The sequence below is a fragment of the Paenibacillus polymyxa genome, from assembly GCF_015710975.1.
GTDB classification, from domain to species: domain Bacteria; phylum Bacillota; class Bacilli; order Paenibacillales; family Paenibacillaceae; genus Paenibacillus; species Paenibacillus polymyxa.
In genome coordinates this window covers 4,404,989-4,428,592 of sequence record NZ_CP049783.1, presented here as the reverse complement: position 1 = coordinate 4,428,592, position 23,604 = coordinate 4,404,989, and the positions used below count along the sequence as shown (strand labels likewise).

At 36.8% G+C, this 23,604-nt stretch carries 24 protein-coding genes; 21 read left to right on the top strand and 3 right to left on the bottom strand.

What is annotated here, in order from left to right; genetic code table 11:
- Nucleotides 1-8 precede the first annotated feature (8 nt).
- The 21 genes from G7035_RS19770 (at nucleotide 9) to G7035_RS19675 (ending at nucleotide 20,655) form a co-directional block, all read left to right on the top strand.
- Nucleotides 9-3,446, top strand: coding sequence for a phage tail spike protein (locus G7035_RS19770; protein WP_019687762.1), 3,438 nt, complete (start codon nucleotides 9-11; stop codon nucleotides 3,444-3,446).
- 372 nt (nucleotides 3,447-3,818) lie between these two features.
- Nucleotides 3,819-4,553, top strand: a complete 735-nt coding sequence (locus G7035_RS19765) for a stalk domain-containing protein (protein WP_019687763.1) — start codon at nucleotides 3,819-3,821, stop codon at nucleotides 4,551-4,553.
- Between the two features lie 161 nt (nucleotides 4,554-4,714).
- The gene (locus G7035_RS19760) at nucleotides 4,715-4,990 is read left to right on the top strand and encodes a hypothetical protein (protein ID WP_019687764.1); all 276 of its coding nucleotides are present in this window, start codon (nucleotides 4,715-4,717) and stop codon (nucleotides 4,988-4,990) included.
- Between the two features lie 100 nt (nucleotides 4,991-5,090).
- A complete protein-coding gene (locus G7035_RS27930) occupies nucleotides 5,091-5,180 on the top strand; it encodes a putative holin-like toxin (RefSeq protein ID WP_220457903.1) in 90 nt (29 codons plus the stop codon).
- A gap of 453 nt (nucleotides 5,181-5,633) precedes the next feature.
- Nucleotides 5,634-6,239, top strand: coding sequence for a distal tail protein Dit (locus G7035_RS19755; protein WP_206704084.1), 606 nt, complete (start codon nucleotides 5,634-5,636; stop codon nucleotides 6,237-6,239).
- 19 nt (nucleotides 6,240-6,258) lie between these two features.
- Nucleotides 6,259-6,897 carry a hypothetical protein gene (locus tag G7035_RS19750; RefSeq protein WP_019687766.1) on the top strand — a complete coding sequence of 213 codons (639 nt, stop codon included), beginning with the start codon at nucleotides 6,259-6,261 and terminating at the stop codon, nucleotides 6,895-6,897.
- Between the two features lie 2 nt (nucleotides 6,898-6,899).
- Nucleotides 6,900-7,538 carry a phage tail family protein gene (locus tag G7035_RS19745; protein WP_019687767.1) on the top strand — a complete coding sequence of 213 codons (639 nt, stop codon included), beginning with the start codon at nucleotides 6,900-6,902 and terminating at the stop codon, nucleotides 7,536-7,538.
- 11 nt (nucleotides 7,539-7,549) lie between these two features.
- On the top strand, nucleotides 7,550-8,002 hold the full coding sequence (locus G7035_RS19740; protein WP_019687768.1) for a PAAR domain-containing protein: 453 nt from the start codon (nucleotides 7,550-7,552) through the stop codon (nucleotides 8,000-8,002).
- Between the two features lie 11 nt (nucleotides 8,003-8,013).
- Nucleotides 8,014-9,165, top strand: a complete 1,152-nt coding sequence (locus G7035_RS19735) for a hypothetical protein (RefSeq protein ID WP_019687769.1) — start codon at nucleotides 8,014-8,016, stop codon at nucleotides 9,163-9,165.
- 11 nt (nucleotides 9,166-9,176) lie between these two features.
- Nucleotides 9,177-9,737: a hypothetical protein gene (locus tag G7035_RS19730; RefSeq protein ID WP_019687770.1), complete on the top strand. Its 561-nt coding sequence runs from the start codon at nucleotides 9,177-9,179 to the stop codon at nucleotides 9,735-9,737.
- A gap of 75 nt (nucleotides 9,738-9,812) precedes the next feature.
- On the top strand, nucleotides 9,813-10,427 hold the full coding sequence (locus G7035_RS19725; protein ID WP_019687771.1) for a hypothetical protein: 615 nt from the start codon (nucleotides 9,813-9,815) through the stop codon (nucleotides 10,425-10,427).
- Nucleotides 10,427-11,005 (top strand): hypothetical protein, encoded by a 579-nt coding sequence (locus G7035_RS19720; RefSeq protein WP_019687772.1) that lies wholly within the window; start codon nucleotides 10,427-10,429, stop codon nucleotides 11,003-11,005. Before G7035_RS19725 ends, G7035_RS19720 begins: the two co-directional genes overlap by 1 nt.
- A 14-nt stretch (nucleotides 11,006-11,019) precedes the next feature.
- Nucleotides 11,020-11,277, top strand: a complete 258-nt coding sequence (locus tag G7035_RS19715) for a hypothetical protein (protein ID WP_019687773.1) — start codon at nucleotides 11,020-11,022, stop codon at nucleotides 11,275-11,277.
- A 29-nt stretch (nucleotides 11,278-11,306) separates the two neighbouring features.
- Nucleotides 11,307-12,755, top strand: a complete 1,449-nt coding sequence (locus G7035_RS19710; RefSeq protein ID WP_019687774.1) for a hypothetical protein — start codon at nucleotides 11,307-11,309, stop codon at nucleotides 12,753-12,755.
- Nucleotides 12,756-12,768: 13 nt separating this feature from the next.
- Complete coding sequence (locus G7035_RS19705) at nucleotides 12,769-13,980, top strand: SPRY domain-containing protein (protein WP_019687775.1); 1,212 nt, start codon at nucleotides 12,769-12,771, stop codon at nucleotides 13,978-13,980.
- A 17-nt stretch (nucleotides 13,981-13,997) separates the two neighbouring features.
- Nucleotides 13,998-16,049: a discoidin domain-containing protein gene (locus G7035_RS19700; protein WP_019687776.1), complete on the top strand. Its 2,052-nt coding sequence runs from the start codon at nucleotides 13,998-14,000 to the stop codon at nucleotides 16,047-16,049.
- A 35-nt stretch (nucleotides 16,050-16,084) separates the two neighbouring features.
- Nucleotides 16,085-17,902 (top strand): DNRLRE domain-containing protein, encoded by a 1,818-nt coding sequence (locus tag G7035_RS19695; RefSeq protein ID WP_019687777.1) that lies wholly within the window; start codon nucleotides 16,085-16,087, stop codon nucleotides 17,900-17,902.
- A complete protein-coding gene (locus tag G7035_RS19690) occupies nucleotides 17,887-18,426 on the top strand; it encodes a phage holin family protein (RefSeq protein WP_019687778.1) in 540 nt (179 codons plus the stop codon). The genes G7035_RS19695 and G7035_RS19690 overlap by 16 nt, the downstream gene beginning before the upstream one ends.
- Nucleotides 18,427-18,432: 6 nt before the next feature.
- Nucleotides 18,433-19,302, top strand: a complete 870-nt coding sequence (locus G7035_RS19685) for a peptidoglycan recognition protein family protein (RefSeq protein ID WP_019687779.1) — start codon at nucleotides 18,433-18,435, stop codon at nucleotides 19,300-19,302.
- A gap of 220 nt (nucleotides 19,303-19,522) precedes the next feature.
- Nucleotides 19,523-20,176: a hypothetical protein gene (locus G7035_RS19680; protein ID WP_154654545.1), complete on the top strand. Its 654-nt coding sequence runs from the start codon at nucleotides 19,523-19,525 to the stop codon at nucleotides 20,174-20,176.
- A gap of 65 nt (nucleotides 20,177-20,241) precedes the next feature.
- Nucleotides 20,242-20,655, top strand: a complete 414-nt coding sequence (locus G7035_RS19675) for a hypothetical protein (RefSeq protein ID WP_019687781.1) — start codon at nucleotides 20,242-20,244, stop codon at nucleotides 20,653-20,655.
- 134 nt (nucleotides 20,656-20,789) lie between these two features.
- On the opposite strand, the gene G7035_RS27710 is transcribed toward G7035_RS19675, so the two are convergent.
- The 3 genes from G7035_RS27710 to G7035_RS27475 all read right to left on the bottom strand — a co-directional run bounded on the left by G7035_RS27710 (nucleotide 20,790) and on the right by G7035_RS27475 (nucleotide 23,572).
- Nucleotides 20,790-20,912, bottom strand: a complete 123-nt coding sequence (locus G7035_RS27710) for a hypothetical protein (RefSeq protein ID WP_019687782.1) — start codon at nucleotides 20,910-20,912, stop codon at nucleotides 20,790-20,792.
- Between the two features lie 115 nt (nucleotides 20,913-21,027).
- Nucleotides 21,028-22,443 (bottom strand): helix-turn-helix domain-containing protein, encoded by a 1,416-nt coding sequence (locus G7035_RS19670; protein ID WP_115293071.1) that lies wholly within the window; start codon nucleotides 22,441-22,443, stop codon nucleotides 21,028-21,030.
- A 397-nt stretch (nucleotides 22,444-22,840) separates the two neighbouring features.
- Nucleotides 22,841-23,572 (bottom strand): hypothetical protein, encoded by a 732-nt coding sequence (locus tag G7035_RS27475; RefSeq protein ID WP_019687784.1) that lies wholly within the window; start codon nucleotides 23,570-23,572, stop codon nucleotides 22,841-22,843.
- Between the last annotated feature and the right edge of the window lie 32 nt (nucleotides 23,573-23,604).

Here is a 23,604-nt window from a genome sequence, read left to right as displayed (position 1 = left end):
GTGATACATTGCTCGGAGAAATTGATTACAATTTAAAACCTATTCAACCTCAATATTTCTTATGTAGACCAGATAGAACAGAGATAAGCAAAATAAGTGAGGCGTTTAATGATAAAATTTCTACTACATGGCACGATATTAATGAATTAGAGTTATCAATCCCCTTTTACATAGATGTCAATCATCGTTTAATTCCGAATAAAAACATTGACCTAATTCGAGAAAGATATCTGATTAAGGTGGTAAGTGGAAACAATGTTGACTGGTATTATATTAAAAGCATTGAAGATTCTAGTTCAGATGAATCTGACATTCGTACATTGAATTGTATTTCTACGGCTGGTCTTCTAGTTGGTTTTGCTATTCGTGGATTAACTGTAGAATCGTATCATGCCGAACAAATATTGAATGAAATTCTTGCACCAACAACTTGGAAGATCGACTACATTGATGCTGATTTCAAATTAACTTATAGGGCGTTTGACTTCTCAAGTACAAATGTATTGGATGCGATTTTGACTGTTGGCGAAACATATAATGCTATAACAATTTTCAATACTGATAAAAACACCATTTCATTACAAAAGCCTGAACTCACTGGAACAAATAAAGGATTGACCTTCAGTTGGAATAAGTATTTAAAATCGATGACTAGACATTCAACCTCTGAACCTATAGTCACGAGGTTAAAGGGATTTGGTCAAGATGATATGACATTTGAAAAAGTAAATCCTACTGGGCAAAACTATGTAGAAAGCTTTCAATATTTCATGTATCCATTTGAAAGGGATGCTAATCGGAATGTCATTAGACACAGTGATTACATGAGTGATTCGTTGTGTCATGCCCTACTCGACTTTGAAGCACTAATCGAATCAAAGAAAACAGAGTTTAATACTTATCTCAAAGAACAACAAGGCTATGAAAAACAACTAGCTCTGCTTGAAGTTGATATGGATAAGCTAGTAAAAAATGAAGTTGTAGTTGCAGATACGAAAATATCTCAGCAATTTGATACGAAAATGTTCTTTGAGAAGTACCAACATTCTGGTAGCAGTTCACGTAGTTTCAAGCTGTCTTCTGATTTTGGCTATGCTGTTATGATTAAGGTTGATGACACGGCTGGGGTTACAGTTAGTTTAGATGGATCAGGTAAAGCTGTTTCTTCTAATCAATGGAGACTTCTGGGTAAAGTTCGATATCAGGATCATGCCAATGTCTCTATTAGCGGTGGTAATACAGGCGTATACATTCAGGTATGTAACATTAGCATTGATGAATATGATTCAGGTATAGATTCAAAAATTATTGAGCGATACAGTTTAGATAATAAGGAAATGCAGATTAAACAGAAACAAGCTGAAATTGATACTGTTAAAGCTAATCTGACTACCGTTTCCAACAAGATAAGTAACCTGAGAAGTACATTTGCATATGATAAGAACTTTACACATGAGCAAATGATGGAGTTAAGCGATTCTTATATTATTACGCAGGACTACTCAGACAGTAAATACATAGATGAGCAAGATTTGTACGATGAAACAATGAAGAAATTCAAAGAATTGCTACGTCCACAACTAAGCATGGAAATTGATATTGTTAACTTCTTAGAGATAATTGAAGCACAATATGATTGGAAGAAGATGAATCTTGGCGATTTCGTTAACATCAAATATGAACCGACTGGTGTAGATGTTACGGCAAGAATAATTAAGATTGAATATGATTATGAACAGTCGAATATTAGTCTGACGATATCCAATGTTAAAGACGTAAGCAGAATGGGAAATGAATTTGATAAGTTGTTCCAAGATGTAAGGACTCATGGAGTTACGTTGGATTTGAATAAGTTCAAGTATGACAAAGCAGTATTTGATTCATCTGAAATGAATAAGCTGTTTGAGAATGTATGGAATAGAGAAAAAGAACGTTTAGAGATGGCGATTAATGAGACAGTTACCATAGACCACACTGGAATAACAATTACTGACGACAAAGATAGTATGAGATACCTCAAGCTAACACACGGGGTACTAGGATTAACTCGATCAAATGGAAATAAATGGGAAACTGCGATCTCCGCGGATGGGGTCATTGCAGAAATGGTGCTAGGGAAGCTTATTCTTGGAGAACGCATAGTAATTGGTGATACAACTGGTGTATTCACTATAGAAGGTTCTAAACTAACTATTCAAGACAGATGTAAACGTGAAGTCGTTAAGCTTGGGTTATTGGAAGAAAATCCAGATAAGTTTGGATTGAGATTCAATCGATTTGAAGAACCAAACACATGCGGAAATGATAAAGTTTTAAATAAGTTTACGTTCGACAATGCAGATGGATTCAAGTTAGAACGTAACCAAAATGGCTCATTCGAAAAGACATTGTATACCTCACCCGATGGCGACTTGTTTATGAAGGGTAATTTCCAATCTGGCGAAGGTGAAAGAGTTTTCAGAATAGATAAAGACGGTTTAGCCTTAGGCTCCTCAAATTGGTCTTCAGCTCCATTTCACGCGGATTACTACGGTAAAGTTTGGATGACTGGTGCTGAATTGTCAGATTCGCTGGTTGTTGATAGTAAATTCCAGGTTGGTAGTGGTAATAGAGTGGTCGTTATTGATCGTAACGGTATTCGTGTAGGTGCAACAGATGATAGTGCTCCGGCTGCTATTTACATGGACGGTCGTGCCAGATTCAAAAACCTACAACTAACTGATCCAAATGGTCGCTTCCTGTTAGACACAGCTACACGCGATTTAAACATGGATGGGTGGAATATTTTGGGTGCGGGACGCGTTGATGCCCAATTAATTGCTGCAAATATGGTTACATCTGATATGGGATATATTTCTGCATTGGTAGCAGGACGCCTGTCGACTTTGACTAATGCAGCTCTCTCAGATTGGTCAAACTATATCCGCATTGAAGGCAATACTGCCAAATGGATAACTGGTAAAGTTAAAGGCGCTGGAAAACAGAAAACCTTGGATGATGGCAAACCGTTGTACTGGAAAAATTCAACTCAAGCAGGACAAATGACTACCGACGAAACCGAATGGCCTGTGCTCGAATACGAGATGGATGAAAAAGCCAAAATGGAAGGTGGATTCGAAGGTTCAGGCGACAGTAGCACTCCATTTTGGAGAATGGGTATTGGTGACGGGGGTAGTGGTGGTTCGGGTATCGGTTGGATTAAGAAGCCCAACGGAAGCATGGATTTTATCTACAATGCCAGCAACAGTGCCAAAGAACGAAGTGTTAAACTAAAAGATGACGGTATATACGTCAATTCAGATTCGGCTAAACTTATTTTCATGGGTAAGCAGATTGATATCATCGGTGATCAAGGAGACATCAAAATATCAAACGGTAAAGCCTCTATCGTCCTCTCTGCTGATGGCAAAATAACCTTCAACGGAACTCGCTACGACTTCATGTAAGCTGTAGACTATTGATAACAAAAATATAGGAGTTAGAAAAGAGATTAATTTTATTGTTGACTCTGCAAAATGAGTGATTTATAATAAATATATTAGTAATCCGGTGACTAAAGAAAAAATGTAGAGTAAGAGGATTACCAAACTTTGGTCGGTGGGGTAATCCTCTTACTATTTTTTAATCAAACAGATATACGTTAACAGCGCCAATAGAGAATTGAAGCCTGTGAATAAATTGAATAGGTTTAATTAATGAGACCCTTTACAGGGTCTTTTTGTTTTAATATTTCCTATAAACTTCCACTCCCTCCTATCCGATATATATTGTAAGTATGTGTAAAATCATATGCTAATCGAATAATTGGAGGATATACAATGAAGAAGCGAATTCCAACGTTCCTCGCTGGTGCAATATTTGGTGTTGCAGTGGCAGTTAGTGGCGTAGCAGGAGCAAGTACATATTTAAAAGCAACATTGACACCTACAAAGATTGTGGTCAATGGACAAGAAGCTAAGTTAAACGATAGTCCTGTCAATGTGAATGGTAAAGCTTATCTTCCTCTAAGAGATACAGCAAGTGCAATGGGCTATAATGTAGCAAGTGCCTCTGGCGCAAAAATTGAGCTAGTGAAAAGCAATAGAGCTATACCTGCTCCCTCCTCTACCCCATCAGCTACAACCACCACAAAAAGTGAGCCAGCAACAACAGCGGTTAAGCAAGGAGGTAAAACCTTTAACGTGGATCAATACACAAAAGGAGATAAACTGGATAGCGAGAAGATTGCAGCAGCCATTGCTAGTGGTGAGCTGACGATTAATAGTCAGGATGCAAATGGAGATTCAATCCTTCACTGGGTAATTCGTAAGAATGATTATGCGACATATTTAGTGATCAAGAAAAATGCCTTGAACGTGAATATTCAAAATGCTCTTGGAAACACGCCGCTTCACGAGAGTGTAATCGATAAAAACAACTTTTATTTTGGTGAATTAACAGGCATAACTTACAAAGCTAACGCCAACATTAAAAACAAAGATGGACTTAAACCAATTGATTTAGTGGAAAAAGGTAGTTCCGATTATATTGGGCTAAAAGCTTATATGATGTAATAAAAATGAATATACAGATAAACAAAAAGAGCCTTTAATTAGGCTCTTTTCTTATATACCCCTAACAGCAATATCTATTACCTTCACCTCTCTCATAATACTATAGACCCATTACCCAAGACATGGTAAACTAATGGTATAATTTGAGAGGTGGATTAAAAATGAATAACAATCAGACAAGTATTGTAATTAAGTGGATTGGACTGGTTTGTACTATCATTTCGGTGCTATTGATTATCTTTAGCACATTAAAAGATGGGGTAACTTGGGATGTTAGTCTAAGCATGTATAGTGGTATGTTTTTTGGTGGACTGTCTCTAATGGGAATTTCAGAAATTATCAGATTAATTCAGAGTATTAAAGACAAGTATGTTGGCTTAGATGAGAATCACCCTGATTCTAAACAGAGTGCTGATTTGAATAACAAGCAAGTATAGTTTGTATTGTTTCTTTCTCTCTACCACATCAATATGGTATAATATCCCTACAACAGAATGGCTTAGATGGGCGGTCGGCTAGTCTCCTGCAAAGGAGGTGATGCCAGTGGAGGTATATCAAGCATTGACGCTTATGATTTCATTTGCGACTTTGGTTGTGTTAATACTTTCTTTCCACAATAAGAAATAGACCGCCCTCGACTAAGGTAGCGATCTATTTCTGTGCCTAGTTTACAGCCACCGCCCTTATAAGCGGCTGTTGTTGTAGAGTAGAGATGCCTCAACATCTCTGCTCTTTTTTAGTATATACTTCTTGGCAATATTTTATCACCCTTTTGGAGTATTTACAATACGAGATAAAGTGGAAATAAAATCTATGCCCATCCCAAAGACTCAAACTGGATTGAGTAAAAAAACAAAGGAAGTCGTAAAAAGTTTTCTAGGTAAGATGCTTATTGGATATGGGAAACATGTTTCCGAATACTTTGCAGTGAGAATTAGATAGGCTTATTTCAAATTGAAATATCCCTCAATAACTCATCATTTTTAGACGAGGATAGTCCGTAAAATCCCAATTTTATAGTGTTTCTCCCCTATTAAAAGCCTCATAAACAAAGGCTTTTTTATTATGCCCAATTTAATTATGGAGGTGATCAATATTACAATTCGTGACTCCCTCTTCTTTTCTTATGCTGGCATCCAATCTGATTTCTATGGAATCGTAAACGTGAATATGTCGTCTGGAATGCAAGAAGAAATATTCGCAGCTTCACGATCCATTAATGAAGTGTCCATTAAAGGTCGAGATAAACCATACTTTCAAAGCACAAAAAAAGAACCACTTAAGTTTAACGTATCCTTTGCTTTTGAGGATACTTGGGACGATGTAAAAATTAGAGAAGTTGCTAAGTGGCTAACTGAACAATCTTATTACCAACCTCTCTTCTTCTCTGATGATCCAGAAAAAATATATTATGCTCTTTGTGTGGACGATATAAATCTGGTTCATAATTGTGCGCGACAAGGATATGTCACTCTTACTTTTAGATGCGATGCTCCCTACGCTTACTCTTCTATTTATAATCCACCAGTATACAAGTGGCGTTATCAACCTTTTGATGTGTTGGTAAACGATACAAGTGGAGATAAACACAAGGTTAACATTGAGAACGGCAAACTTACTTTAAACCCTAATAAAACAATGTGGATTGAATTTCGTGGGAAGAAGTGGTATGAAATTTCAAACTAAATAGGAAAGGAGAATGTCCATGTCGACAACGACAACAAAATTAGGACTTAAAAAACCTAACTTTGCTACAGATGATATCGAGAATACTTTAAACGAATTAGCTGACAACTTTCAAAAATTAGATGATGATAGCGATGATTATGTTGATTCCCTTCCCTTATCTGGGGCATATCCAATTGCAAAGCGATTCTACAAGAAAACGCCTAAATCTGGCGACTATATCGGATGGGTAAATACTCGAACTGGTACGAGCGCCCCAACGTGGCAAAAACTCAAACAATATACCAATGGCGATTTAATTGTCCCTACTGTAGATAACGGACATATTTATAAATGTATTCAAACAGGATACTCAGGCTTAGCTGAGCCAGTCTTTCCAGTGTCAGTAGAAATAGAATTTGGCGATGTTCGTGGCAGTAATACTTGGCAAGCAACCACTCAATATAAAAAAGATGATATCGTTCTTCCTGTCATTGACAATGGTCGATTTTATGTATGTCTCCAAGCTGGTGAATCAGGTGACGTTGAACCTACGTGGGGATTAGCAGATGGTCAAACAATATACGATAAAAATGCTTCTTGGGTAAGCTATAAGAGGCTGAAGTGGAAAGAAGCTGGAGTAGCATCTAACTTTAGACCCTACGGGAAGATTGAATAACTATGGCTACTTGGAATTCACTCACAAATAAAAATGGCATTTATACATATCCTACCGTCACTATTCCTGTTGTTACAGACGGTGCCTTAAGCAAAATTAGCTGGAACCAAGTCATGCCAGAAGGCTCAATAATAGTTGTTCAGTCTCGCAAATCAGATGATGGATACAATTGGTCTGAATGGCGCAACTGTGTTAACGGTGGAGAGATACCAGAAATAAATGAAGACACTCCTCTCTACAATACGAAATTAAGTATTCGTGTAATTATTCAAACCACAGATTATTCTATTCGCCCCTTCTTTGATCCAAATATAACCTTACATTTTCAACCAGTACTTGTGTTTCACAACAAAGGTGACCTCCCCTGCCAACCTGAAATATGGATCACAAAAGTTGGTAGCGGTGATTTTACCATGACTAATACATCTCATCATAACGAACAATTCAAGTTTACTGGGCTTGTCGATGGGGAAACAGTGTATGTAAACAATGAACGCCAAGATATTGAAACCACACTTGCTGTTACGTATAGATACAAAGATTTCAACGACAACTATTTAAACCTGCCTGTTGGGAAAAATGTATTCAAAGTCGATGGAGACGCAGATATTAAATGGAGATATCAATATAAACGCATTTAGGAGTGTGATATATGGCTGGAGTAGCATTGAATGGTTCAACAATAAAATTATCTACCAAAAATGATTATGTAAAATTCTCCTATGAATGGAGTGAAAGACATAGCGATGGTGATGGCGGTAAAGAAACAAGGTGGTATACAGGTCATGGTTCAACCGATGCAGATGTCGAAGGCGTAGTTTCCTCTGACAATAAAATTTTTATAAATAATGTACCCATAGCTACTGTTGGTGATAAAACATCTGAACATTGGGTTGCCAACCCTACTCCATCAGCTCCCAGAGGTAGCATTAAATCAGTTTCTCCCGGTAAAAGCGGCTCTGGTGAAGGTGAAGTTTCAGGAGGTAGCGCTAAGGTTTTCTATAATGGTAAAGCTGTTGCAATGATTGGTTCACCTGTGAAAACTATGCTGGACACAGATACCACTATCGAAACTGGAAATGAAAAGATAAATATATCAAGTTAGGAGGTGAAATATTGCCAGAACTACATACATATTTAGAGTTAAATGACCCCGTAATAATGATTACACGCAAAGGGACACCCGAAGATCCGTATAAATCTCGTGCTGATTCACTTGTAGTATTGAATGGTTTAATAACTTTGCTTGAACTCCCTTCTTCTGCTCACGGTGTATCAATTGCAGGTATGACTGAAATTAGTCAACAAGTATTTGAAAATCGACCCTATCTAAACGAAAATGAGTTTCTTGTCCAATATCAAACTGGAGCTATCCAAGTCCATCCCTCCCTAGAAGGTACAACTAAACTTTGTCGCTATATGGGTAAAGGCTTAGTCATGCAACCTGCATCACGTATCTATGCAATGGTACAACGTCATCCCGACATCGTAAAAACCCTGCAAGATATAGTAGATGAAGCATATCAACGGCTAAACGACACTCAATTGGCAATTGGCAGGCTTGAAGAGATTATTAGACAATCTCAAGTTGCTACAAGTACAGCAGAAAAAGCAGCAGATAATGCCAATCAAGCAGCAGATTTAGCTAATAGTGCAGCTAACAATGCACTAGAGGCATATAAAACAACAAAGCTTGCTTTCAAGCCTTACGTGAGGGATATGCAAGAATTGACTGCCACCTATCCTCATCCCGAACTTGGCTGGACAGTTCAAACTACAAAAGATGGTATTCGATATCGTTATGATGGTAATCGCTGGATTCCAATTGATTTGTTTGGGGACAATCTCCAGCCAGTTAGCAAGGATAAAGATGGGCTAATGACGGTAGCGTTGCTTGAAAAAGTAAATGATATTCCATTAGAAGTACAAGATCGAGTTATTGTGTTATGCAAAGACTCTTATGTGTTTGTAGAACCATTTGGATTAGCAGCCTTTCCTTTCAATGGTGAGATCGTAGAAATCAAGGCTTACTTAGGTACATATGGAGATACAGAAACAGAATTGGACATAGAAAAATCAAGAGATTTAAATACATGGACTAGCATCTTGAATAAAAAGATTCACTTTGAAGCACTAAAGCATTTCGATGACAAGACATTAGAAATCAAAACAAAGACCGTTAACGCAGGAGATATTTTTAGAGTTAACACAATTAAGAATGGAATTAATATCCAGAATTTAACAGTAACAATAACAGTTAGAACTTAGGAGTGATACATATGGGTCTTCAACCAATAATTGAATGGCGAAATTCTACGCATGCAACTGAAATAATTACACAAGATTTCGGTGTTATTGATGCGGATACTAAATCTTCACCTTTTACTTTTAATATTTGGAACAACAGATATGATGCCACAAAAGGCACAGGCAAAACAGACGTAGCAAAAATGGAAGACTGCACAATAACCACTCGTGACATGACAGGCGGTACAGGTGATACAGTAGGCAATGTTGTGGAAGTGGTAAAAAACAGTTGGTTTCATGCTCAAGTAGATACTCTACAGGAGACTGACCTTGATCAAGACAGCTCTAAGATTGGTAAAATTGCTTCTAAGCCAATCGGTACAACTGGAAGCACAACAAAAAATTGGGATGGTACAGTTTATGAGACACCATTCAAGCCGGGAGCCAAAGAAATTCTAGGTGTAGCTAATAACGGCACACCAGTGGATGCAGCAGGTAACTATGTAACAGTTACGTTACAATGTGCAGTGCCATTGGATGCCTCAAGCGGCAAACAGAATTTTAAGCTGCGTGTCTCATACAGATATGTGTAAAATACTGTAAATTAATATCAGTTATCGAGACAGGGAGATTATCCCTGTCTATTTCTATTTTTAGGGAGGTTACAAATGATTCTAGGTAATATGCAATATAGTCGTTCACCCATTCCCTATCAAAATTTTATCTGGGTTGCAGACTACTGGGATTCTACATCTCTTTTTGAATTTGATACACGCAACAACAAACATAATGAATTTGCCTCTATCGAGAAAGATAAATTACTTGCCTTTGGTTACATTGGCGAAGGATCACAAATCTACTTCGATGTAGCTAATGGCATTTTTAATGTTAACGGACATCGCTTTATGATTTCTTACAAGACAGAAGAAAATGAATATCCGTTAACAGGGCGAACATTCCTGTATAACGACATCATTCAATACAAACACGCTTCAAGCGATGCTAATTTACATACGAGAGAAGAATACGGAAGATTCAATAGTCGAGTGGAGCAATATAACATCGGCTACAAAAAGCAAATGCAATTAGAAGGCGTAAACATAAATTTTCAATGCATCTGCTCCATTCCTTTTCGAGATGCTATATATTTTCAAATCAAGGTCACTTCTGATAAGGATTTAGCTGGGAAATTAATTATCCGTAACAATGGACTCATATCGGAAGAATTACATGCTCCCCTACTTGCAAATATGAGCAATAATTTGAATTGGGAGCTGAGATAATGACTATAAGTGAGATTGGCATACCTATAGATTTATCCAAAGGTAAATACGAAAACATAATCTATAAGGACGGTAAGCTTCAGCTAATAGAACTACAGAAAAGTGATACGGGCAAGATAGTTTATGCTTCAAGTGGTTCTTGGCAATCTGAAATGATTTACATTGCCGACAAAATCAAAGCCTTTGAAAAGGTTGTAAAGAATACAATTGTTAACGGAACAACTTCAACATTTAAAATTTCTACTCAATCATCTGCTGATGGTATCGAATGGTCTCCCTATGTTGAAGTTGGTACTGATGGTTCTATCCAATCGCCTACAAATACATATGCACGAATAAAAATTGAGCTATTCAGTTCGCCTACCGAAAACCTAAACTTCACCGTCGATGAGTTTAATGATGATTGCTATACCAATGACTATCTAAATACATCTGATGATTACTTAGAAATGAAACGTAATTACACGCTAGATTATTTCACAGACCCAACTTGGACTGAAGATGGGAATCTATATAAAACAACAATTGATAAGTCTATTTGGAGGAAAGTTGACTCTCTATCAAGTGTCCAAAGTTAGGAGGATTTTACGTAATGCAAAAACATTTAATTAATGACAACGGAACATATAAGACCTATTTAAATGGAGCGTGGCAAACAGTAACTACATCCTCTCCTTCTAAAGATAACTTTGTAACAAAAGGGATGGATGATTTAAGTGTATTAAATCGGACTGTTAAAACAATTGATCAGCCTATGACGGACAATGGAATTTTGGGTTCGGGTAAAGTTTTTAAGTCGACTTTAGACCTGAAGAAATATTTCGACATTACAGGCATCATTATAAAATAACGATTTTATTGAAAGGATGGTGAATAAATATGGCTAGTTTTGGTGGATTTATTGATTCATTCGCAAAAGTTCTGTATGTCGATGGCACATCGGGTTTGGATACAAATACTGGATCTGCTACTTCCCCAATTAAAACAATATCTAAAGCAGTTGCTTCAGTTACTACTGATAAAACGTTAATCTATATTGTTAAAGAAGGAACATATACAGAGCCAAGACTTACATCAGTGCTTAATGCTAATTACGAGATCACTATAGCGACAATTACACTTAGAGATAAGACTAAACGTGTCATCCTCAGTTTGACAAATGTCACTGCTGGGGGGTTCATAATGAATAAGACTAATACATTTATCGGACTTATCATACAGAGACCTTCTCCGGGTAATGATGGCAGACCATATGAGTATTTCTTTGATGGCTCAGTCATTAATCTCTCGTTTAGAAATTGCGTATGGGATAACAAGCCTCACTCTCCTACAACGTACCCTATTTTTGCTGGTAATTCTGCTGGTGCAACAGTAAAAAAACTGGAGTATATTAATTGTTCTTTTCTGCCCATTTTTTTAAGTAAAGATACAGCTGTTAGGGACTTTATTAATTGTGCAATAGCCAATAATTTTACGTCTGATGATGGAAACATAGTCACAACTTTTGATGCTGATTATTACACGACTACTCAAACAACCACAAACGGTGTATACAATGGCGATTATGCATGGGGAAGTCTCAAATATATTAAGGTAATACTCAAAACGAATAATAAGTTTATCTCTACTATTCCTAAAAAAGTTTCAAACGAAACAGTCGTTCCTAAAATGACAAACAACGCTGCACCGTCTGGATTGGCTTTTTCAAAAGGTGCGATGGGGGTCAATGAAGCTTATCTTGCTTTCAATCAAACAGATGAAAATGAAGGCTACTGTTCTACAAGTAGTTCTGGTGGGGTAGGTTGGTTGGGATATAAGTTTACATCACCAAAGGTTATTGGCAAGTATGCCATTCGAAATGGAACACTGGATAACTACTATAAGCGTCTGCCTAAAAATTGGACATTTGAAGGTTCCAATGATAGCACAAATGGATTTGATGGGAAGTGGGAAGTATTAGACAGACAATCTAAACAAATTTGGAGTACTCCCACAACTGATAAGGTATTTGAAATTGATAATATCAAATCTTTTAGTATGTATAGATTGAATTGGACAGCAAATGGTGGGGCTACCGACTACACAAGTGTTGGAGAATTAAAGATGTATGAATTATTAAACATCCCTACCCTAATTGAAATGACGCATAACAATGAATTCTCATTCCAAAAATACGGAATAAATTTTGACAGTGCATTAAACCTTAGTAGTCGTTTAAATAGATTCACGGATATTCAGAGTCCGAGTGCAGTTTTGGGGTTGGGTAAAGTCTTTAAACATAAAGTCGATTTAAGGGAAAAAAGGGTAGGTAAGATTATATTCAACTAGAAAGGATGCTATCATGGCAATCAATTCAATGATAACTTGGGATTCAATTAATAAAGGTTTCAGTACAGTTTTGTCCAATGGAAATTTATCTGCAATTACGCCAAGTTCTTCAGCTAAGGCAAGGTGCTCTGTAGGTAAAACCAGTGGAAAATGGTATTGGGAGATAAGTTTCTCGGGCACATTTGGTAATCCTAATTTGGGAATTGTAAATTCTTCCGCCATCCTAAGTGCGAGCGATGCCAACAGTGCAAATGTGAGGAGTTATTATGTTGATGGAAGAAAATTCCCGGAAATAAGTTCATATGCCAGCAATTATACAATAAATGACACCATATCTGTTCTTTTGGATTTAGATAGTGGTACATTGGAATTTTGGAAGAATGGTATTTCCCAAGGTTTTTCTCATACTAACATATTGAGCATGGGAACAGTTTATCCATTCGTTTCATCGGGGCAAAGTGCTTCTGATGCGACTGTGATGACCGCTAATTTTGGAGCATCAACTTTTAAATTTACGCCACCTGCTGGATTTCTCCCATATGCTTGGGAAACAGTTGATAAGTTTTTGGTATTAAAAGATGAGATTGCTTATGGGGCAGTTCCTTCGCAGCCCTTAGTTCCAAAACTTACATCAGCCGTTGGTGAAAATGGATCTGTCATTAGCTCGGGTGCATATACATCTAATTGGTTTGCATTTGATGGAGATAAGAGCACAGCTTACACCACAAATTTCGTTCCCTCTACTGGTGCTCCTGCTTATATAGGTTACAAGTTTAACACACCCGTAACAGTAAAAAGATATGAGTTTTTAGTTGGATTAATAGATTTTAAATTGATGGCATCAAATGATGGGGTTTCGTGGGTCACACTAGACACAAGGAGTAACATTCCTGTCAATATGACTACAGTACAATCTTACATCGTTCCGAAAGCATCACCCTATTACTACTACAAGCTGGAGACGACAAAAGCGACTAGTGTTCGCGATTGGATTCAATTTAATGCAGTACAATTCTACGATTACACTCCAGTAATCATTGCTCCGACCCTTGAAGAAAACGATTATTCGACTTATGGTTTCGTCAAGGAAGATGAGATTGACTTAGAAAAAAAGCATAGTCACATCCTTATAAAAACAACGAATAATAGTTCAGTTGGCTCAGGAAAGGTTTTTAAGCATTCCATTAGCGAAAAAAATCCTATTAAAAATGTGTCCATCACGTAACAGAAAGGAGGAAACCTATGTACTTAAAGAATATGATTCCAGCTATGACCTCAAATACCGCTCCAAGCGGAAAAGTGAGTGCCACTTCTGTTGAGAACACTTCTACAGATGGGTGGTGTGCATTTGATGGAAAAGCCAATACCTACTGGTCTACTTCTAGAGGTGTAATTAGTGCAAGAATATATTATGAATTTCCATCTTCGCAGATAATAAAAAAGTATACTATTAAAGCTGGGGGCGAAGACGGTAGATTGGCTCCAAAAACTTGGACGTTCGAAGGATCAAATGATGGTACTAATTGGACTGTGCTAGATACACAAATCAATCAGACTGATTGGGCTTCGGCTGGATGGGGATCAGTCACAACGAGGGAGTATTTAATCTCCAATGATAAACGATTTACAAGTTACCGAGTAAATGTAACTCAAAACAATGGGCATGCTTATTATTTGTTTATTTATGAGATTGAAATGTTTGGTGTTGTATTTGATAAGCGATGCATAATTTACAATGACAGCAAATATAAAATCTATGATGGTGCTAACTTTATTGAAGCTGGTATTTCTGGAACATCTCCATCGGAAAGTGATTATATATCCAAAGGCATGATTGATTTATCAATTATTCCTGAATCAGCTTGGCAACAACTACAAGGAGATGTTGAACTATGCTATTACTCTGACGATCCTTCTACAACATCTACTCAATTCATTGTTGAGACTACTCCATTTACTTTTGCTGAGGAATGGCAAGATAAAGAGATTAATGTTGTTGAATACACAGATGACTCACAACAGACCGAATCGTCCATCTCACTAGAAACTGAATCTTTCATTCTATGTGATGAACTTGGTGATAACGTTGATGTTCTCTACTACACCGATGAATTAACTAAAACAGCAGCCACTTTAGAGTATGATATTAATTATTCCCCATTAGATGATATCCAAAATAATTTTGAAGTTGTAACGTGGACAGATGAATCAAATAACCCACCTAATCTTTCGCTTAGTGCTTTACCAGTCAATCAGTTCGTGAAGCAATCTAACGATTTCACTCTGCCCGGATCTCTTCAGGCGATTACTGTAATCAAGACTGCTAGTAACAATGCAAAGTTTTTGCTGTCATTTGATTCTGGTTTGACATGGAAAGTGTATCGTTATGGAAAATGGATAGAAGTAATTGTTGATGATCTGAACACAATTAGAAAGCAAGCAATGTCCTACAAAGAGATATCTAAGCTGAATGAAAGCAATTTTAAGAATCAAGGTGACAAAGTTAGATTTGGATATTACATAGAAGACAGAAAGCAAGAGTCATTAAATGCCACTAAAATTGATGCCACTCAACTAGTTATTAAATCAAATGTAGATAACACCAAATTTCAGAACCTATCTTTTTATGTACTTAATACTGAAGCTACAATTCAAATTTCGTTTAACAGCGGTAAGATTCTTGGACAAATTAATGACGAAGATAAGGGTAAAGTACAATACCGTGTATTACTGAACGATCTCCCCTACTTCCCGAATGATGGTTCATTTACTCGTTTAGCTCCTTCCCCTGTTGATATCAATCTCAATATATCTGAACGAGATATGCATTTTGATAAAGACAATAAACTACGTGTGGAGTTTAAAGATTATTGGGGCAATACAGACTACTGGCAAACGACCTTTGCTGGAACGTATACAGGGCTGATGTTTATGGATGAGTCTGGTGAATATCTATCTGACACATTTGGTGGAATCCTTAAGTACTTAGATTTTGGCATGATCTTTGCTGGTCAGACTACATTAGATCAGAAAGTTGTAATCAAAAATCAATTAGGATACCCAATTGATAATCTATTGTTGGAAGTAAACAAAGAGAAATTGCCCGAAGGTGTAACCATAGAATTGTCTCGTACTCAGGCTCCATTTTTGGCAACGGATTATATTACATATGGACTCACCAAATCATTAGAAACACAGGAATTCTACGTTAGGATTGTTGCGGACATAGAAGCCAAACCAGTACCCAACGGTATATTTGAACTCAAGATCAATTCAAACAAAGCAACAGTTTAAAATCACAATACAATGTGATGTTAGGAAGTGAGCAATTGGATGTATACAATGATTTAGGCGGTGAAATTTTAATAAAATCGCCCTCCAATCGTATGGAGGGTAAATTTGTACTCTATCGGCAAGAAACAAATGAAGTAAATTCTGAAATGTTGGTTGCTTATCGCAGAGAAACAACTGTAGATACAACGATTACCATACGTGTTCAGAGATCAGCAGACGTTAGTAGCCAATTAGATATCAAATATAGAGGTAATGCTGAAATCAATTCAGTATTAGAATCAACCTCTGTCAACTATCTAGCTGGAACACTAGAAGTCAGACCTCACAATCGACTACTAGGTAAGTTTGAATTAATGGAAGCTCCTAGAGTCACCAAAGATCTGCATCCTATCGAAGATGCTACAACACGTAGTCGTTTAGACTTGCAAACAGTCAACTATGGCGATACACAGTCTATGATGATCGGACAGTCGGACACAGAACAGTTCGAGTCATTTGTAAACTTTGGTGATTTGAAAGTTGTTGTACCAGATCTAAACAAACTCGAAGAAGCTAAATTACGTCTCTACTATAGCGGAAGTTTTACGGATGATACAAATATTAAAGTGTATCAGCCGAATACGCTTTGGCGTGAGTATGGTATAACATATGCCAACAAGCCTTATGGAACTGAGCTATTATTGGATTCCTACACAGTCAACAGAACGAGTAAGTACATTGAATTCGATGTGTTTGACTTGGTTAAGCGTTGGCAGGATGAATCGCTAATCAACTATGGATTGATTATTAAATCGGAAAGTTCACACCCAACTTATTTTAATACAAGAGAATCGCTTAAGCCCCCTGTTCTTCAGCTTAAATATATTACGTCACAGAACTACAGTTTTGGACGAGGAGATCTAAATTCTACTCTATTCGTTTATGGTGCTGGTAGAAAAGAAGTAACAGGTAGTCTTACGGTTAAAAGTAATTTTGGATTTAATTATCTCCCTGCTTCTTTGTATGTCCATAAGTATAAAGACTTTATGCAGCATGATACGAATTCAACCTTGGCAATCTCCAGACCAGACATAAACAGCTCCTTGAAGGTTGTGTATCGTAAAGACGATGACCTATCTGCATCTATTAGTGTTGCTAACTTTGGAACATCTGCACCCGACTCATCGGTGATGATATCCAGACCTGATTTGGGAGCAAGATTAACAACTGATCCTAAGATGAGCCTTAAAAGTGAGCTAACAGTAACATACAGGCGAGAATCTACAATTGATAGCTTAATTTATGTATCACGACCAGAAATGAATGCAAGTTTAACTGTATCTAAATATAAGCATGTTAACAGCGATTTAGAATCTACTGTATTGATTCAAGGCGTAAGATTTTCAGATATTGAAAGTAGCTTGATTGTAAATAAACCAGACTTGGGTAGTAGTGTTGTTATCAGAGCTATTGGAGATAGTGACTTAGATTCATTTGTTCAAGTACCTTTCTTTGATTATCGTGATGCTAATGTAATTGTTTCACGTCCAGACTTGGGATCATGGATTGAGGTTAAGAACTTCTACGATATTGACGGTACTCTATATGTAAAGAACCGTGAATATTTAGATGCGACAATTGATATTCGTCAGAAAAGTGACTTGGATTCAATTGTAGATATCAAAAATGTTCACAACGTTGAGTCTGAAGTAATGATTAGTAGACCAGACTTAGGCGGCTTCTTATATCCTAGATTGACGAGAGACAATGATTTAAATGCTGTAGCACAAATCAGAAAAAGAGACGTAAGCGACTTAAGCAGCTTTATTATAGTCAAGGGACGTTCATCTGGTGTGTATTGGTACATTTTATAAAAGAGACATTTTACGAAGACTCTTCTAATGAGGAGTCTTTTTATATTACAAGAATTGAGGAAAACTATGTGCTTGAATCTGTTGGTAAGTTTTTATTTTATACGTTAGGTGGCTCTATTCTAACATTTTTATTTGGTGGCTGGAGCGAAGCTTTGACTGTACTTACGTTTCTAGTATTTTTGGATTATTTGTCTGGTTTAGCAGCAGCGTATGTTGAAGGTAGGAGAAATCCAAATGATAAGGATAAAGGATGGAATTCTAGTAAAGGATTCTGGGGAATCTTCAAAAAGGTTTTTATGTTTCTCACTATTGCCCTACTCTACCGCGTAGATATAATGCTCGGCTTAACAGGTGCATTAAGCTTAATGACCAGTGTGACATATTTCTATATAGGTAACGAATTAATTAGCTTAGTTGAAAATTACGGAAGAATGGGATGGTATCTACCACCGCAGATTAAGCAAGCTATTCGTATTCTAAAAGGAAAAGAAAATGAAGCATTAAAAGACGACAAGGAGGATTGATCCAAAATGATTCAACAAGGCAATTTCTTGCTTATGGAACGAAATGAGTTCCGTGAGTGGCTAAAGAAACAAGTCGTTACTCGCCCTATTCAATTTTTACAAGTTCATCACACTGCTTCACCCAATTATTCTACAAGGAAAATGGTAAATGGAATTGCTCAACAAGACACTTTTAAATGTTTAGAGGGAATGAGAAATTATCATCTGTCCGAAGGTTGGGCTGCTACTGGACAAAATATCACTACTTTAGAAAATGGACAAATTGCAATTAGTCTTGATAGACCCTTAAATAGAATTCCTGCTGGAATCAGGGGGTTTAATAATAAATGTATCTGCATCGAACATGTTGGAAACTTCGATTCTGGTGGAGATAAAATCACAGACGAACAGAAAAAGACGATTATTCACCTCTACGCCTGTTTAGCTGAGAGATTTAACCTTCCTATTAATACTGATCATATTATTTACCATAGTTGGTTTACTAGGACAGGTATACGTTTGAGGGATTTCACTCCCGGCAAATCAAGTAAGACATGCCCGGGTACGGATTTCTGGGGAGATGGGAATACAGTAGCAGCAGCTAAAAAGAACTTTCTACCTCAGATACAGGAAGAACTGAATAGATTGAAGGGTCAAAATAAAAATATTAGCAAGGGAGATCAACCTATGACAATCCAAGAACAAGCAGACTTTCAAGCATTGCAAGAACAAGTAAAACAATTGACCTCCAAGTTGTCTATGGATAAGATTCCAGAATGGGCAATGGAGGCATGTGTAGCTGCAAAGAATGCTGGCGCTGTAGATACAACTTCTGGCGGTAGTTATGACTTTTATCGGCTAATTACTGTGATGTATCGCAAAGGATTCTTTAAATAATCTACATTTCGACATTAATCGACATAAAATATCTTAATTTGTCGTTTACAGTCGGAAAATTCTGGTCTATACTATATATGGAGTTAGCAAGATGTTTGTCATCTAAATATAGTATGGAGAGTGATTGAAACTGAAGAATTTTACAAATAGGAACCGTATTGTAATTAAGTATGATCCTAAGATGGAGAATTCGACCCCCAGTCCCCTAATTGTAAGAAACATGCTAGAAGAATGTTCTGTTAACAATTTTGATGAAGCAAAAAAAGAGTTCGATATTATTGATGTTATAGACGCAACTTCGGATAACTTCAGTAATAGATGTCAATTATGTCATACCCCCAATTTAAAACACAACTTTGTATTACATAATAGGATAACTGGAAGAACACTACATGTTGGTTCGAGATGTATTATTAGATTCAATGTTCTTAAAGGGGCGGTTGATGTCAGTTCTGGCATTGCGTTGCTACAAAATAAAGCTGACGAACATACACTAAAGCATGAGATTAGATCAATGGTTGGATTAATAATATTCCCACCTATGCCAGAAGCAACAGATTATAATAAATTTCTTAAAAAGTTGCACAAGTATTTCGAAGTCAGAGGAATTGGCAATCCAACCATTGAACAACTAGCTCTTTTAATACTAGGAGATGAATGGGCCAATAAAAGTGAAGAACTACTAATGAAAATAAAAAATATGTGGTATGATCCCGGTAAGATAGAAACACTAAAAACAAAGAAGATAGCTCCTCTTAAAAATCCAAAAGAAGGAACGACTTGGAGTAAGAAAAGAACGCTTCGTACAGAGAATGTTTCAGCAGGAAGATCACGAGCATATAATACTGAACAGTATGTCGCAGATTATAAATAATAGCTTTAAACAGAGAGGGATAAAGGTTCCTCTCTTTTTATTCTTATAACAAGGAGAAATTTAAAGTGAATGATATCTATATTATTGGTGGAACAGTGTTGTTTGTGCTATTAGGCGTATTGGTTATTGCTTGGTTTAAAAAAAGAGGTGTTAATCTGAGTGATACGGATAGTATTCTTGGGAGTGTCGATGTAGGCAATTTGATTTTAGAGGTTCTTCCAATTGCTGAACAGCATAAAGGCAAAGCTAATTTTGTTTTAGATGTGGCAAGTGAAGTAATTGAATATGTACATAATTATTCCAATGATACTTTAACTTTTGAACAAAAGGAAAAGGTAGCCGTTGAAACAGTTGATGGATTGTTGAATAGGCTGGAAGTTACACCAACCGATAAAGAATTGAAGTTAATCGAAATTCTAGTCCATAAAGGTATCCGATTATTGGATACGTCAGTAGCAGCAACACCAGTAAAACAGTAAAATCAAAGGGGAACTCTCAAGATTAATGAGGGTTTCCCTTTTTTTATCACTAAACCTCTACACCGTGATTAAGTGTAATTAATTTAGCACTAATCAAAAAGTTAGAAATATAGTTGGAACATTTAGATTTATTGCTATGCTCCTCCATGTGTTGCAAAGACTTGAAATCCTCCAATATGACCATCCACATAAATAGGGACAGCTAAGGTAAACAAAAAACTACTCGCAATGATCAACATTACCGTTTTCTTCAACATTGTTTAACCACACCTTTTCAATAAGTTTTATTAAGCTCCCCCATGTTGATCATAAAGCACGATATTCTGGTGTTGACCATCAGTCTGAACAGGTAACGTCACGATAAACAGAAAACTAGTTGCGACGATCAATAGCGCCATTTTTCTTAACATCAGCTATCCACACCCTTTCAATAAATTCTAAATATGCTGCCTTGGTTTCGGATACTGCATAAACTCGATAACGCTCAAACAACACCAAACATTTTATGAAATAAGTCTCATTGTTTAGTCTATGATAACTTACCAGTGAATACATCAAGTATTTAAAGCCATCGTCGTATGTACCTTGATGCAAATAATAATAAGCCAATTCGTATCCCAAACGTGCAAATTGTTCTGGAATCACATGTTGAGTATATACATCATTAAATTGAGGCAATTGCAAAAGTGAATTAACATCCGTTTCAAAACGCTGAAGTATATCATTTACGTCTATCTGGTATCGGTTTGCCGTCATCATAATGTTCAGCAGTTGGGTAACCCTATCTTGGTCAGTTGTATCTGACGATGCAGCAATATATTCTACATAATCATTTAAGACCTTCATATCCCCAGATAAAAGCTTGTTCACAATAACGTTAGCTTGCGCCCAATGTTGAAACAAGCTGATCCAGTGTTTGGTATCTTCGTCTGTCTCTTTAACCCAATCTAAATCAGCATAGGCGTATGTATATTGTAGGGCTTGGTTGTAATCGCCTTGGGCTTCGTAGACACCTGCACACAGCAGGTCAGCATAGGAAATGTATACAAACAAAGGGCGACTCAACTTCTTATACTCGTCACACTCTCGATTCTTATGTTGATGTTTTAACAAATATTGAGTTTTTGCTTTCTGCTTCATTTTTCTCGCTATTTCATCAACCTTATCCCATTTACGCAAAGACCTATACACGTTGGCTAAATCCTTCAATGCGTCAAGTTGATCTATTTCATCAAGGCGCTCAACAAAAGCCTCAAACACTGCTGCTGCCCTGATATTACGGCTTTGATCGTCTCCGATTTGAATCGTGAATATGCGATATTGACAGACTGCCAAACGTTCCGAATGTTGATATCTCTCCGCTTCAGCTACCCCCTCATAGAGTATCAATGCAGCCTCATGTCGCCCCTGCGACAATAATTCTTCTGCAATTTCAAATAGCTTGGGTGAATACAGCAGATTGTCCATGATGGCTCCCACCACTCGACGGATTGCATCTAACTTGTCCAACTCCGCACAGCGAAATAAAAATGGCTCGATCCGTCTCATATTCGGGGGAGTGTCTATGATGTAGTTTTCTATAAACAAGTCGTAAAAGTGGCCTTCTGGTAAACCCATAGCTTCAGTAATTCGGTCGAGCTGGTTAATAGACATGGATTTATTACCTGTTACAATGCTACTTATTATTCCCCTATTCATCCCTGTAATTTGTCCAAATTGCGATAATGTTAAGTTTTCTTGTTGTAGAAAATGTTCCAATTCTGCTCTAATCGTGGGTGTAATTTTCATCGATAAACCACCCTTTCAACGTGAACTCATAATGCGATGCACAGTTAAAATTATTATGTAGTTGTGAAACAAGTAGTAAAATGTTCTAACGTTCTTGATTGTACCATCTTTTGGCATAAAATCATATACCTTTCATATATGTGCTTGAGATACCTTTTGGGGTAGTTTGCGATGATTTTTGATTAGCGGTATCATCGCCTGATTCACATATGTAGTTAACTAGGATACAAATCTAACTGTTTTAAATTAGCAGACTCTTAATTTCATTGTTAGAGCCATAGGTCAATGTGTGATATTTATTTAGATTCATAGACTAAACTACATTTTAATCTATCATTCAACTTTCTTATACTATAAATAGAAAACAAAAAAGACGTGGTTGCCCACGCCCTTACAATTAATTAATTTTGACGAATGTGTCAAAGAACTTTTGCCGATTGGATTTATCATAGATGTATGGATCAGAGAATTGGTCGTTCCAGGATCTGTCCTCGGTGCTCAAACTTTCGATTTTATACCCTAAGAAATTATTCAGGCTACTTCTATCTAAGTTGATTGAATATGTCCTGCCATCAAAAGGCAAAACTATTGAGATGGCGTTTAAATCAGGAAATTGACGTAGTAATCTAGCACTTTCACCAACTAGTATTTTCTGAATTTCCTTTGTGCTGAAATAATCTTCATATTCTTCCTTTTTGATAAGACTAGATGGATTCCCTTTTTTATAATCAGAGTAAGTACCATAAAAATCAATCGAGCCTTTATTATCTTTTATAAAAATATTTTTTATAAAAGTACGTCCAGTTATATTGGATGCATACTGTTTAAACGTTACTTGATCAACAGATTTTGTAGATACCGTTTCCTTTACCTTTTCAGTTTGTGGAATTGCTTCGGCTTTAACAGGTGCTTCTTCGGTCTCTTCCTTTGATGTTTCCTTTGGCTCCTGCTTTACAACTTCCTTGGATTCTTCCTTTGCATCTTGCTTTGACACAGATTGCGATTGTTGAGTTGCAGTGGGTTCGTCTTTCTTCACAGCGGCAGCAAGCCCAGCAACAATAAAAAAGATAATTAATAAAACCCACCATTTGTTATACCACTTCTTTGTATCAATTTGTGGACTACTCATACACTTAGCTCCTTTTTATAATATTTTATATA